The organism is Frondihabitans sp. PhB188 (assembly GCF_003752365.1).
Lineage (GTDB): Bacteria > Actinomycetota > Actinomycetes > Actinomycetales > Microbacteriaceae > Frondihabitans.
Window position 1 is genome coordinate 251,701 of record NZ_RJUO01000001.1, and the last position, 13,634, is coordinate 265,334.

Consider the following 13,634-nt stretch of genomic DNA (forward strand, 5'->3'; position numbering starts at 1 on the left):
TGCTTACACTTGTGTGACAACCCCTGAACCTGGAGGCACTTTGACTGACATCGCCACCGCACCCATCGTCGCTGACGCGCCCGCGCACAAGGTCGGCCTCTCGGCCGCCGCAGCAAACAAGGTGAAGAGCCTCCTCACGCAGGAGGGCCGCGACGACCTGCGCCTTCGCGTCGCCGTCCAGCCTGGCGGCTGCTCGGGCCTCATCTACCAGCTCTACTTCGACGAGCGCCTGCTCGAGAACGACGCGACCGTCGACTTCGACGGCGTCGAGGTGGTCGTCGACAAGATGAGCGTCCCGTACCTCGAGGGCGCCTCGATCGACTTCGAGGACACCATCGAGAAGCAGGGCTTCACGATCGACAACCCCAATGCGCAGGGCAGCTGCGCCTGCGGCGACAGCTTCCACTGAGCGTTCATCCAGAGAACGGCAGGGATTCATCCAGACGGATGGAGCCCTGCCGTTTTTTCGTCTCATCATCAAGCGAACCGCGGCCGGGTGGGACGAATGCACCCCTTGCCTGCGAGTAGGCTAAGCATGTTCCTTCTCTTACTGAGAGCTCCGGCTCTGGTCGGCGGGGGAGCGTGCCCTACAGCTGAGTCATCCGAGAGGTAACAGTGCGCTCAAAACGTCGTCTACTCGCCGCCATTCCTGTGGCAGCGATCTCGATCCTGGCCCTGTCCGGCTGTACGGAGCAGCAGCTTCAGGGTTGGCTTCCCACCGAGCGCGGCACGACGAACCACGTCAACGCCACGATCGGCCTCTGGGTCACGTCCTGGATCGTCCTCCTCGGCGTCGGCGTCATCACGTGGGCCCTTATCATCTGGGCCGTCGTCGTCTACCGTCGCCGCAAGGCCGACAAGGGCCTTCCCGTCCAGCTCCGGTACAACATGCCGATCGAGATCTTCTACACGATCGTGCCGCTGTTCCTCGTGCTCGGCTTCTTCTTCTTCACGGCCCGCGACCAGGCCGACATCGAGAAGCCCACCGCCAACCCCGACGTGACCATCACGGTCTACGGCAAGCGCTGGGCCTGGGACTTCAACTACATGGACACCCAGACGAAGGCCAACAGCGTCTACTACCAGGGCATCCAGGCGCAGGAGCTCGGCGACGGAAACGTCGACGAGTCGAAGCTTCCCGTGCTCTACCTGCCCAAGGGCAAGACGGTCAAGATCATCCTCAAGTCGCGAGATGTCATCCACTCCTTCTGGGTGGTCGACTTCCTGTACAAGAAAGACATGATCCCCGGCAAGACCAACTACGAGTACTTCACGCCCGAGAAAGAGGGCACGTACACCGGCAAGTGCGCCGAGCTGTGCGGCGAGTACCACTCGCTGATGCTCTTCAACGTGAAGGTCGTCTCGCCGTCCGCCTACGAGGCGTACCTCGACACGCTCCGCAACGAGGGCAACGTCGGTGATCTGGGCGACCAGTACAACACCAACACCAACGAGCCCGACAACAAGACCCCGGTCGCCGCAGGCGCCGACAGCACCTCGAGCAAGTAAGGCGCATTCGATGAGCTCAGCCACTGCTACCCGCCCCGAGACAGGCGGCCAGTCCTCCGGTCAGAACTTCAACACGACTCGCGTCGGCCGCAAGGGCAACGTCGTCGTGCGGTGGATCACCTCCACCGACCACAAGGTTCTCGGGTACATGTACCTGATCACCTCGTTCATCTACTTCCTGATCGGCGGCGTCATGGCGCTGATCATCAGGGCGCAGCTGTTCGCCCCGGGTCTCGACATCGTCCAGACCAAGGAGCAGTACAACCAGCTGTTCACGATGCACGGCACGGTCATGCTGCTGCTGTTCGCGACGCCGCTGTTCTCGGGTTTCGCCAACGCGATCATGCCGCTCCAGATCGGCGCGCCCGACGTCGCGTTCCCGCGGCTCAACGGCTTCGCCTTCTGGCTGTACTTCTTCGGCGCGCTCGTCGTCATCGCCGGCTTCCTCACCCCGCAGGGTGCGGCCTCGTTCGGCTGGTTCGCCTACGCGCCGCTGTCCGACACGACATTCACTCCAGGTCTCGGCGGAAACCTCTGGGTCTTCGGCCTGGCGCTGACCGGCTTCTCGACGATCCTCGGTGGTGTCAACTTCATCACGACGATCATCACGATGCGCGCCCCGGGCATGACCATGTTCCGCATGCCGATCTTCGTCTGGAACACCCTCGTCACCTCGATCCTCGTGATCATGGCGTTCCCCGTCCTCGCCGCAGCCCTGTTCGGCCTCGGCTTCGACCGAGTCTTCGACGCGAACATCTTCAACCCCGCCAACGGCGGCGCCATCCTGTGGCAGCACCTGTTCTGGTTCTTCGGCCACCCCGAGGTGTACATCATCGCGCTGCCGTTCTTCGGCATCGTCTCCGAGGTGTTCCCGGTCTTCAGCCGCAAGCCCATCTTCGGCTACAAGACCCTCATCTACGCGACGCTCGCGATCGCCGCTCTGTCGGTCACGGTGTGGGCTCACCACATGTACGTCACCGGCTCTGTCCTGCTGCCGTTCTTCTCTCTGATGACGATGCTCATCGCAGTGCCCACCGGCGTGAAGATCTTCAACTGGGTCGGGACGATGTGGCGGGGCTCGATCACATTCGAGACTCCCATGCTCTGGGCCATCGGCTTCCTCATCACCTTCACCTTCGGTGGTCTCACCGGCGTGATCCTGGCCTCGCCGCCGCTCGACTTCCACGTCTCCGACTCGTACTTCGTCGTCGCGCACTTCCACTACGTGGTCTTCGGCACGGTCGTCTTCGCGATGTTCTCCGGCTTCTACTTCTGGTGGCCGAAGTGGACCGGCAAGATGCTCAACGAGCGTCTCGGAAAGATCCACTTCTGGCTGCTCTTCATCGGGTTCCACACGACGTTCCTCATCCAGCACTGGCTGGGCGTCCTGGGCATGCCGCGTCGGTACGCCACCTACCAGCCTGAAGACGGATTCGAGTGGATGAACCAGCTCTCCACGATGGGCGCCATGCTGCTCGGCGTGTCGATGCTCCCGTTCATCTACAACGTCTACATCACGGCTCGACTGGCGCCGAAGGTGCTTGTGAACGACCCTTGGGGCTATTCGCGTTCGCTCGAGTGGGCGACGTCGTGCCCGCCCCCGCGCCACAACTTCGAGTCGATCCCGCGTATCCGCTCCGAGTCCCCGGCGTTCGACCTCAACCACCCCGAGGCCGGCATCCCGGTCGGCGTGGGCCCGCTGAAAGATGCGCCTGATGCCCCCACGTACGACGCTGGCGACAACACGGTCAAGTAGAAAGACGCGTCATGAGAGCTCAATCGAACATCTTCTGGATCCTCGCGGTCTTCTTCTTCGTCGCTGATGCCGGCTACACGGTCTGGAGCCTCCTCTCGCGGGAGTTCCAGACCGTCGAGTGGACCGGAACCCTCGGTATCGGCCTCGCCGGAATCATGTCGGTCTTCCTCGGGTTCTACATGAACCGCTCGCACTTCGCGCAGAGCGGTGAGCTGCCCGAAGACCGTCTCGACGCCAACATCGACGACGGCGACCCCGAGATCGGTTTCTTCAACCCGTTCAGCTGGTGGCCGATCTTCCTTGCGGCTGGTTGCACCATCGTCTTCCTCGCCCTCGCGGTCGGCATGTGGCTCATCTTCATCGGTGCAGCTCTCACCGCCGTCGCCCTCGTCGGCTGGGTCTACGAGAACTACCGGGGCGTGTACAAGCACTGAGTGCGCTGCGCGTTCTCCTAGCGGGGCATCACCTTCGGGTGGTGCCCCGCTTTCGCGTCCCGGCCGTTCCCTCGGGCGCAGGACCGGCAAACCGCCGCCGCTCCCAGTGCCGCGGTCGCTCACCCCGCGATCGGCCGCCCCGCCCCCGATCCCCACATGACACCACTCCACATCGTGGTTTCACGTCGCGATCGTGGCGCGGCTCTGCGGATCCATGCCCGCCAAGGCAGCCCGAGTAGCTGGGCGCGCCTCCTGCGTGCCGACCCATGATCGGGACTCGGCGCCACGAATGATAGTGGCGCCGAGTCCCGATCGTGGTGCGGGGCAGGGATTGCTGGCCCACCGATGGAGGCGAGGCGGAGCACTTTCGGCCCAACATTGCGACGTGGCACCATCAAAGATGGTGGTGCCATGTCGCGATCGTGGGAAAAGGGCGGCGCGGAGGAGCGCGACGGCCACAGTGACCTGGCGGAGGCCATACGCCCCTGCGGGCCGCAAGAGGAGCCCGCCGACGAGGTACCGGCCGGACGGCGGGGGAGTCCCGCTAGGAGCGGGTGCGCCGCCGCCGGGAGTCCCGGCGGGAGCCCGGCGCTGAGGCCGGCGAAGGTCTGCCTCCTGAGTGCCCAGGCTGGCCCTACGCAGCGAATTCGCACCGCAGAGCTCTCGGATTCACGGCGACGGCGCACGACCCCGCGCACGTCGCCGGCGCACGACCCGCTCACGCCGCCACCGCACGACCCCGCTCACGCCACCACCCGGTCGCTCCGCCAACGCGAAACCCCCGCCCGCACCGAAGTGCAGACGGGGGTTGTGCGGGCGGCGGAGCGCTTAGTGGTGCGAGTCGCCGGCGTCGATGGCTCCGTGGCTGTCGTGGTGCGACGCCTCGATCTCAGCCTTGGTGACGGGGGAGATGCGGTCTTCGAAGAAGAACCCCGAGACGGCGGCCCGAACACGCTCGACGGGCGTGATGACTCCGCGCTCGTTGGGACGGACCATGAGGGGCTCGTACTCGTTGTAGCTGACCAGGGTCCAGCGCTCGTATTCGGTGAGCGGGGTGTGGACCTCGATGAACTCGCCACCGGGGAGGCGGACGATGCGGCCCGACTCGTGGCCGTGGAGAGCGATCTCGCGGTCCTTGCGCTGAAGGCCGAGGCAGACGCGCTTCGTGATCCAGAAGGCGATGAACGGGCCTACCACGGTCAAGAACTGCATGACGTGGATCACCTGATCGATCGACAGCTTGAAGTGCGTCGCCATGAGGTCGGACGAGGCTGCGGCCCACAGCGCTGCGTACAGCGTCATGAGAGCGGCACCGATGGCCGTGCGGGTCGGAGCGTTTCGCGGACGGTCGAGGATGTGGTGCTCGCGCTTGTCGCCGGTGACCCAGCCCTCGATGAAGGGATAGAAGGCGACGGTTGCGAGAAGGCCCATCAGGACGACGATCGGAACCAGGATGTTGAACGAGACGGTATAGCCGCCCCACACGACTTCCCAGTGAGGCGGCGCCAGTCGGAGCGCGCCGTCGGCGAAGCCGATGTACCAGTCGGGCTGCGTGCCCGCGGAGACCGGGGAAGGGTCGTAGGGTCCGTAGTTCCAGATCGGGTTGATCGTGAAGAGCGACGCGATCAGGACGATGACACCGAAGACGATGAAGAAGAACCCACCGGCCTTGGCCGCGAACACCGGCATCACCGGCACGCCGACGACGTTGTTGTTCGTCTTGCCGGGGCCCGAGAACTGCGTGTGCTTGTTGATGACGAGCAGCAGGAGGTGGGCGCCGAGCATCGCGATGAGGAGCGCCGGCAGCAGCATGATGTGCAGCGAGTACAGACGGCTGACGATCGCGGTTCCGGGGAACTCTCCGCCGAAGAGGAGGTACGAGATCCACACGCCCAGGACAGGGATGCCCTTCACCATGCCGTCGATGATCCGGAGACCGTTGCCCGAGAGCAGGTCGTCGGGGAGCGAGTAGCCGGTGAACCCCTCGGCCAGCGCCAGGATGAAGAGCACGAAGCCGATGAACCAGTTGATCTCGCGCGGCTTGCGGAACGCACCCGTGAAGAAGATGCGGAGCATGTGCAGGCCGATGGCAGCGATGAACAGCAGGGCCGCCCAGTGGTGGATCTGGCGGAAGAGCAGGCCACCGCGGATCTCGAACGAGATGTTCAGGGCCGACTGCATCGCCGCCGACATGTCGATGCCCTTAAGAGGCACGTACGAGCCGTTGTAGGTGACCTCGGCCATGGACGGCTGGAAGAAGAACGTCAGGAAAGTGCCCGAGAGCAGGATCACGACGAAGCTGTAGAGGGCGACCTCTCCGAGCATGAACGACCAGTGGTCGGGGAAGATCTTGCGACCCACCTCTTTGACCAGGCCGGAGACGCTCGTGCGCTCGTCGATGTAGTTGGCGGCGGCACCCATGAGCTTGCTGCCCTTAGCGGGGCGCAGCGGCATGTTGCCCTGTTCGGCGTAGCCCACTTCGTGGGTCTCTACGGGTGATTCGGTCGTGGCGCTCATGCGCGGTCACGCTCCCAGAAACTCGGGCCAACCGGCTCGTGGAAATCGCTCTGTGCCACGAGGTAGCCCTGGTCGTCGACCGTGATGGGCAGCTGCGGCAGGGGCCGTGAGGCCGGTCCGAAGATGACCTTGCAGTTCTCGGTCACGTCGAACGTGGACTGGTGGCAGGGGCAGAGCAGGTGGTGTGTCTGCTGCTCGTACAGCGCCACAGGGCAGCCGACGTGCGTGCAGATCTTGGAATAGGCAACGATTCCGTTGTACTGCCAGTCCTCGCGGCCCTCGGGCTCGTGGAGGTCCTCAGGCTTCAGGCGCATGAGGAGAACGGCAGCCTTGGCTTTCTCTTCGAGCAGATCCTCGGAGTCGAGCAGGCTTTCGGGGATGACGTGGAAAGCCGAGCCGAGGGTCACATCGGCAGCCTTGATGCGAGTGCCGGAAGGGTCGAGGGTGAGGTGCATACCCTTTTTCCAGAGTGTATGCCTCAGAACGACGTTCGGGTCGACCTTCGGGCCCAGGTCGCGGAAGATGACCACGCCGGGGAGGATGAAGGCGAACAGGGCGCCGAAGAGGCTGTTGCGGATCAGGCTGCGGCGACCGAAGCCCGACTCCTTGTTGCCGAGCTCGAAGACCTCGACGGCCTTGGCGCGGGTCGCATCCGAGCCGCGAGTGAGGTGACGCTGCTCCGTGATCTCGCGCGCGGGCATGATCGCCTTGGACCAGTGGACGGCACCGATGCCGATGGCGAGCAGGCCGAGTGCAATGCCGAGACCGAGGAACAGGTTGTTCAGGCGGATGGAGCCGGTGTCGCCGTCTTTGATCGGGAAGGCGATGTAGGCGGCCACAGCCAGGCAGCTGAAGACGATCGACGCGAAGAACAGCGTCGAGACCTGTCGGGCCGCACGCTTCTCCTCCGCCGGGTCCTTGTCGGTCATCCGGATGTGGTGCTGCGGTTCGCCCGGATTCTCGAAGGGGTCTGCAGGGATGACCGCGGTACCCGCGGAGATCTTCTGCGGCTCAGCCTTCTCGACAGCCGAGCCCGCGAGGGTCTCGTCGTCGTGATCTGCCATGGTGCTGCCTTTCGGTGAGCTCGTGACTCAAAAAATCGGTGGTACTGACTTCGGTGCTCGCGAGCCGGTCTGATCGCCGTGCCCGCGAGAGGGGATTAGTGCGAGCGGGCTGTCAGCCAGACCGTGATGGCGACGATCGCGCCGAGGCCGAAGATCCAGATGAAGAGGCCTTCGGAGACGGGACCGAGGTCGCCGAGCTGGAATCCGCCCGGCGACGGGTTCTTCTCGAGGTACTTGAGGTACGTGATGATGTCCGCTTTGTCTTGCGGGGTGATGTTCATGTCGTTGAACACGGGCATGTTCTGCGGGCCGGTCAGCATGGCCTCGTAGATGTGCTTGGACGAGACTCCCTTGAGCGAGGGAGCGAACTTGCCCTCGGTCAGCGCGCCCCCGGCGCCGGCGACGTTGTGGCACATGGCGCAGTTGATGCGGAACAGCTCGGCGCCGTTGGCGGCGTTGCCGTTCTCCTTGAGGTACTTCGACTGAGGCTCCGAAGGGCCGGTGCCCAGCGAGGCCACGTAGGCGGCCATCGCCTGGATCTGCTCGTTCGTGAACTGCACGGGCTTCTCGAGAGCCTGCGGACCGTTCGCCGCGGCGGGCATGCGCCCGGTGCCGACCTGGAAGTCCACGGCAGCCGCGCCGACGCCGATGAGGCTCGGGCCCTCGGTCGTGCCAGATCCGCTCATGTTGTGGCACGTGGCGCAGTTGGCGGCGAAAAGCTTCTGACCCTCGTTCACCTTGTCCTGCGACACGGCGGAGGTGGTGCCGCTGCCCGTCTCGGCCGTGGCGGTCGAGGTGAAGAGCGCGTACGCACCGCCGGTGGTCAGCAGGCCGACGACGATGAGCGAGACGGTGGCGAGCGGCGAGCGGCGTCCGACGCGCTTGCGGCCGGCCGTGGCGGTGGCTTTAGAGGAGGAGAACATTCTGCTGTGGGAATCCAATGCCTATTTGAGACGATGCTTATTTCAAGATGTAGACGACGAGAAACAGGCCGATCCACACGACGTCGACGAAGTGCCAGTAGTACGAGATGACGATGGCGCTGGTGGCCTCTCGGTGGCTGAAGTTCTTGACCGCATAGGCGCGGCCGATGATGAACAGGAAGCAGAGGAGACCGCCCGTGACGTGCGCGGCGTGGAAGCCGGTCGTCAGGTAGAAGGCCGAGCCGTAGGCGCTCGACTGGAGCGTCACGTGCTCGGCGATCAGGTTCGTGTACTCGTAGGTCTGCAGGGAGACGAAGACGGCGCCCATGGCGTACGAGAGGAAGAACCATTCGACCAGGCCCCACTTCGACACCTGGAAGAGCTTGCCCGTGCGCTTGCCCTGCAGACGTTCAGCGGCGAAGACGCCGAACTGGCAGGTGACGCTGGAGAGAACCAGGGTGATGGTGTTGAAGGCCGCGAACGGGACGTCGAGCTTGGCGCTCTGCGACGCCCAGAGCTCGGGTGACGTGCTGCGAAGGGTGAAGTAGATCGCGAACAGGCCCGCGAAGAACATCACCTCGCTTCCGAGCCACACGATGGTTCCGACAGCGGCAGTGCTGGGCCGGTTGACAACCGGTCCGCCTGAAGGTCTCGAGAGAGAGGTACTTGTCACAAGATTCATTATGGCCGATAAAGCCCCGAGAATTTCGCCGCAAGACCCTGCCAGTCTTGATGGCGAGATATCTGAAAGAAGGCGCTTAGTAGGCTGAGAGTCATGACAAGCGATCTCTCCTGGCCCCGCATCATCGACTTGCTCCTGGACGGCGAGGACCTCTCGATCGCCGACGCCACCTGGGCGATGGAGCGCGTGATGGTGGGCGAGGCGACCGGCTCGCAGCTGGCTGCCTTCCTGATCGCTCTGCGGGCCAAGGGCGAGACGGTCGATGAGATCGTGGGGTTCCGCGACGCGATCCTGGCCCATGCCGTGCCGCTCCCGGTCGACTCCATGGCGGTCGACATCGTCGGCACCGGGGGAGACCGGTTCGGCACGGTGAACGTCTCGACGATGGCGTCGATCGTGGTCGCGGCCTCGGGCGTGCCGGTCATCAAGCACGGCAATCGCGCCGCCAGCTCGTCGTCGGGGTCGTCCGACGTGCTCAGTGCGCTCGGTGTCGATCTCACCCGCGATCCCTCCCGGGTGGCCGAGGTGCTGCGGGAGGTGGGCATCACCTTCGCCTACGCGGCAGCCTTCCACCCCGGCTTCAAGCACGCCGGCCCGACGCGCAGCGAGATCGGCGTCCCGACGGTGTTCAACTTCCTCGGTCCGCTCACGAACCCCGCGCGTCCTGAGGCCAGCGCCGTCGGCGTGGCCAACGCCTCGAAGGTCGCGCTGATCGTCGGCGTGTTCCAGACCAGGGGAGCGACGGCACTGGTGTTCCGCGGCGACGACGGCCTCGACGAGCTCACCACGACGGGCCACAGCCACATCTGGGAGGTGTCGGGCGGCCAGGTGACCGAGCACGACCTCGATCCGGTCGAGCTGGGCATCCCGCGCGCGTCGATCGACGACCTGCTCGGCAAGGACCCCGAGCACAACGCCGGCGTGGCCCGTCGCACGCTCGGCGGGGAGACCGGCCCGGTCCGCGACATCGTCCTGCTGAACGCGGCTGCGGGCCTGGTGTCGTTCCGTCTCGCGCAGGATCCCGCCCAGCGTGAGCGCCCGATCGTCCATCGCTTCCGCGAGCAGCTCGAGGTGGCCGCGCGCTCCATCGACTCCGGGGCCGCGACTGCGAAGCTCGACGAGTGGGTCGCCGCAACCCGCTCCTGACTCCGAGCACGACACGAGGGCCGCAGGAACTTCCTGCGGCCCTCTCTGTCATTCGTCTGCCCGACGGTGAATCAGTTCACGTCTTCGTCGACCCAGTCGAACGTGCGCGTCACGGCCTTCTTCCAGAGGCGGAGCGTGCGGTCGCGCTCCGCGTCGTCGAGGTTGGGCGTCCAGCGCTTCGACTCCTGCCAGTTGGCGCGGAGATCGTCGAGGTTCTCCCAGAAGCCGACGGCGAGACCGGCTGCGTAGGCTGCGCCGAGCGCAGTGGTCTCGGCGACGACCGGGCGGACGACCGGCACGTTGAGGATGTCGGCCTGGAACTGCATGAGCGCGTCGTTGGCGGTCATGCCGCCGTCGACCTTGAGCTCGGTCAGGTCGACGCCCGAGTCGGCGTTGACGGCGTCGAGCACCTCGCGCGTCTGGAAGGCGGTGGCCTCCAGGGCGGCGCGGGCGATGTGGCCCTTGTTCACGTAGCGGGTCATGCCGACGAGCGCGCCGCGGGCATCCGAGCGCCAGTACGGCGCGAACAGTCCCGAGAACGCGGGCACGAAGTACACGCCGCCGTTGTCCTCCACCGTGGTGGCGAGCGTCTCGACCTCGGGGGCCGAGTTGATGATGCCGAGGTTGTCGCGCAGCCACTGGATCAGCGAGCCGGTGACGGCGATGGAGCCCTCGAGCGCGTAGTGCGTCGGACCGTCGCCCAGCTTGTAGCCGATGGTCGTGAGCAGGCCGTTCTCGCTCTTGACCTTCTCCTCGCCCGTGTTGAAGATGAGGAAGTTTCCGGTGCCGTAGGTGTTCTTCGACTCGCCCTTGTCGAACGCGGCCTGGCCGAAGGTGGCGGCCTGCTGGTCGCCGAGGATGCCGGCGATCGGCACCTCGCGCACCAGCGACGACGAGGACGCGTAGCCGTAGACCTCGGACGACGACTTGACCTCGGGGAGCATCGACTTCGGCACGCCGAAGACGTCGAGGATGTCCTGACGCCACTCGAGGGTCTCGAGGTCGAGGAAGAGCGTGCGTGAGGCGTTGGTGACGTCGGTCACGTGGACGCCGCCGTCGACGCCGCCGGTCAGGTTCCAGAGGACCCAGGTGTCGGTGGTGCCGAAGATCAGGTCGCCCGCCTCGGCCTTCTCGCGTGCGCCTTCGACGTTCTCGAGGATCCAGACGATCTTGGTTCCGGCGAAGTAGGTGCTGAGGGGGAGCCCGACGATGTCCTTGAAGCGCTCGACGCCGCCGTCGGCCGCAAAGCGGTCGACGATCTCCTGCGTCCGGGTGTCCTGCCACACGATGGCGTTGTAGACGGGCTCGCCGGTGTTCTTGTCCCAGACGACGGCGGTCTCGCGCTGGTTGGTGATGCCGATCGCCTTGAGGTTGTGGCGCGTGATGTTGGCGCGGGAGAGCGCCTGGCCGATGACCTCGCGCGTGTTCTCCCAGATCTCCTTGGGGTTGTGCTCGACCCAGCCGGCGCGGGGGAAGATCTGCTCGTGCTCGAGCTGCCCGGTCGACACGATGCCGCCCGAGTGGTCGAAGACGATGGCACGGCTGGAGGTGGTGCCCTGGTCGATTGCGAGGATGTAGTCGTCGCTCACGGTGTGAACTCCTTCGTTGATAGTTCAGATCGGTACGGGGTGGTGAGTTCATGCGGAGGCCCGGGCGACGGGAGTCGTCCGGGCCTCGGGGCCTCTAGGAGGCGAGGGGGAGGAGCGCGAACGACAGGAGCGCTGCGAGCGCGCCGCCGACGAGCGGACCGAGGACCGGCACCCAGGCGTAGCCCCAGTCGCTCGAGCCCTTGCCCTTGATCGGGAGGAAGGCGTGCGCGATGCGCGGGCCGAGGTCACGGGCCGGGTTGATGGCGTAGCCGGTCGGGCCACCGAGGGAGGCGCCGATGCCGACGACCAGGAAGGCCACCGGGAAGGGGCCGAGCTCGGCAGGAGCCTTGCCGTTGCCGATCGCGATGATCACGAAGACGAGGACGAACGTGGCGATGACCTCGGTCACGAAGTTCCACGCGTAGCTGCGGATCGCAGGGCCGGTAGAGAACACGCCGAGCTTGGCGGCCGGCTCCGGCTCTTCGTCGAAGTGGTTCTTGTACGCCAGGTAGACCAGCACGGCGCCGATGATGGCGCCGATCATCTGGGCGAGCACGTACACGAGGAACTGGACGAACGTGATGTTCCCCAGGATCAGCTGCGCGATGCTCACTGCGGGGTTGAGGTGGGCGCCCGACTTGTACGACACCAGGATTCCGGCCATGACCGCGAGGCCCCAACCGAAGTTGACCATCAGCGTGCCGCCGTTGAAGCCCTTGCTCTTGACGAGCGCCACGTTGGCGACCACGCCGCCACCGAGAAGGAGAAGCATCGCCGTGCCCACCGTCTCGGAGAGAAAAATAGTTCCCAGATCCACTTCGACCGTCCTTAGCCGTGAAAGCAGAGTTCCCCTGCTGGGTACTCCGCGATGAGCAATTGCCATCACCCTAGACCCGGCGCACAGGTTTGCGATACCAACACGGTCGGACTTTGTTCTGTGTCTGGCTGTGTCCGTTACCGGAGCGGTACGGTAAGCGCATCAGCCGATTGGGAGGCCTTCGATGAAGAAGCTCATCAATGATCCGAAGAACGTCGTCGACGAGTCCGTGGAGGGGTTTGGGCTCGCCCATCCCGACATCGTGAGCGTCACGCCCGACCCGCTCTTCGTGGCTCGGGCCTCGGGGGCGGTGAGCGGCAAGGTGGCGATCGTCTCCGGAGGCGGCTCGGGCCACGAACCGCTCCATGCGGGCTTCGTGGGCGTGGGCATGCTGTCGGCCGCAGTTCCCGGGCCCGTGTTCACCTCGCCCACCCCCGACCCGATCGTGGCCGCGACGCTCGCCGTGGACGGCGGGGCAGGCGTGCTCCACATCGTGAAGAACTACACGGGCGACGTGCTGAACTTCGAGACCGCGGCCGACCTCGCGGACGCCGAGGGCGTGCGGGTCGCCTCGGTCGTCGTCGACGACGACGTCGCGGTGAAGGACAGCCTCTTCACGGCCGGGCGGCGCGGCGTCGCCGGCACCGTGTTCGTCGAGAAGGTCGCAGGCGCGGCGGCCGAGCGCGGCGACGACCTCGATGCCGTCGTCGCCATCGCCACGAAGGCCAACTCCGTCGTGCGCACCATGGGCGTCGCCCTCGCCGCGGGCATCGTGCCGCACGCCGGCGAGCCGAGCTTCGTGCTCGCCGACGACGAGATCGAGATCGGCATCGGAATCCACGGCGAGCCCGGACGCGAGCGGATCCCGCTCGAGCCGGCCGACGCGATCGTGGATCGCATGCTCGCGCCGATCCTGGAGGACCTCCCGTTCGCGTCCGGCGACAGGGTGCTCCTCTTCGTCAACGGGATGGGCGGCACGCCGCTCGTCGAGCAGTACATCGTCTACCGGCACGCTGCGAAGGTGCTCGCCGAGAAGGGCATCGAGGTCGCGCGTACGCTGGTGGGCAACTTCGCTACGAGCCTCGAGATGCAGGGCGTGTCGATCACCGTCGCGAAGCTGGACGACGAGCTGACCGAGCTGTGGGACGCCCCCGTCGAGACCGTCGCCCTCCGCTGGGGCCGTTGAGCCCCCGCCCC

General features: G+C 65.7%; 12 protein-coding genes. 6 read left to right on the forward strand and 6 right to left on the reverse strand.

Annotation, left to right across the window (positions count from 1 at the left end):
- Positions 1 to 40 precede the first annotated feature (40 nt).
- The 4 genes from erpA (at position 41) to EDF46_RS01185 (ending at position 3,699) form a co-directional block, all read left to right on the forward strand.
- Positions 41 to 409 (forward strand): iron-sulfur cluster insertion protein ErpA, encoded by a 369-nt coding sequence (erpA, locus tag EDF46_RS01170; protein WP_123504449.1) that lies wholly within the window; start codon positions 41 to 43, stop codon positions 407 to 409.
- Between the two features lie 206 nt (positions 410 to 615).
- A complete protein-coding gene (gene coxB, locus EDF46_RS01175) occupies positions 616 to 1,509 on the forward strand; it encodes a cytochrome c oxidase subunit II (RefSeq protein ID WP_123504450.1) in 894 nt (297 codons plus the stop codon).
- Positions 1,510 to 1,519: 10 nt separating this feature from the next.
- On the forward strand, positions 1,520 to 3,265 hold the full coding sequence (gene ctaD, locus EDF46_RS01180) for a cytochrome c oxidase subunit I (protein WP_123504451.1): 1,746 nt from the start codon (positions 1,520 to 1,522) through the stop codon (positions 3,263 to 3,265).
- An 11-nt stretch (positions 3,266 to 3,276) separates the two neighbouring features.
- Positions 3,277 to 3,699 carry a cytochrome c oxidase subunit 4 gene (locus EDF46_RS01185; protein WP_123504452.1) on the forward strand — a complete coding sequence of 141 codons (423 nt, stop codon included), beginning with the start codon at positions 3,277 to 3,279 and terminating at the stop codon, positions 3,697 to 3,699.
- 828 nt (positions 3,700 to 4,527) lie between these two features.
- Here the strand turns inward: EDF46_RS01185 and EDF46_RS01190 are convergent.
- The 4 genes from EDF46_RS01190 to EDF46_RS01205 form a co-directional block, all read right to left on the reverse strand.
- On the reverse strand, positions 4,528 to 6,153 hold the full coding sequence (locus tag EDF46_RS01190; protein ID WP_233579844.1) for a ubiquinol-cytochrome c reductase cytochrome b subunit: 1,626 nt from the start codon (positions 6,151 to 6,153) through the stop codon (positions 4,528 to 4,530).
- Between the two features lie 59 nt (positions 6,154 to 6,212).
- Positions 6,213 to 7,280, reverse strand: coding sequence for a ubiquinol-cytochrome c reductase iron-sulfur subunit (locus EDF46_RS01195; protein ID WP_123504454.1), 1,068 nt, complete (start codon positions 7,278 to 7,280; stop codon positions 6,213 to 6,215).
- A gap of 95 nt (positions 7,281 to 7,375) precedes the next feature.
- Entirely contained in the window at positions 7,376 to 8,203 is an 828-nt protein-coding gene (locus EDF46_RS01200) for a cytochrome c (protein ID WP_123504455.1), read from the reverse strand.
- Between the two features lie 37 nt (positions 8,204 to 8,240).
- The gene (locus tag EDF46_RS01205; RefSeq protein ID WP_123504456.1) at positions 8,241 to 8,885 is read right to left on the reverse strand and encodes a heme-copper oxidase subunit III; all 645 of its coding nucleotides are present in this window, start codon (positions 8,883 to 8,885) and stop codon (positions 8,241 to 8,243) included.
- 93 nt (positions 8,886 to 8,978) lie between these two features.
- Between EDF46_RS01205 and trpD the strand changes: the two genes are divergently transcribed.
- Complete coding sequence (gene trpD / locus EDF46_RS01210; RefSeq protein WP_123504457.1) at positions 8,979 to 10,031, forward strand: anthranilate phosphoribosyltransferase; 1,053 nt, start codon at positions 8,979 to 8,981, stop codon at positions 10,029 to 10,031.
- Positions 10,032 to 10,102: 71 nt separating this feature from the next.
- On the opposite strand, the gene glpK is transcribed toward trpD, so the two are convergent.
- The gene (glpK, locus tag EDF46_RS01215) at positions 10,103 to 11,620 is read right to left on the reverse strand and encodes a glycerol kinase GlpK (protein ID WP_123504458.1); all 1,518 of its coding nucleotides are present in this window, start codon (positions 11,618 to 11,620) and stop codon (positions 10,103 to 10,105) included.
- A 94-nt stretch (positions 11,621 to 11,714) separates the two neighbouring features.
- Positions 11,715 to 12,392, reverse strand: a complete 678-nt coding sequence (locus EDF46_RS01220; protein ID WP_233579745.1) for an MIP/aquaporin family protein — start codon at positions 12,390 to 12,392, stop codon at positions 11,715 to 11,717.
- Positions 12,393 to 12,621: 229 nt separating this feature from the next.
- Here EDF46_RS01220 and dhaK point away from each other — a divergent pair, with 229 nt between their 5' ends.
- Positions 12,622 to 13,623 carry a dihydroxyacetone kinase subunit DhaK gene (dhaK, locus tag EDF46_RS01225; RefSeq protein ID WP_123504460.1) on the forward strand — a complete coding sequence of 334 codons (1,002 nt, stop codon included), beginning with the start codon at positions 12,622 to 12,624 and terminating at the stop codon, positions 13,621 to 13,623.
- Positions 13,624 to 13,634: the final 11 nt, after the last annotated feature.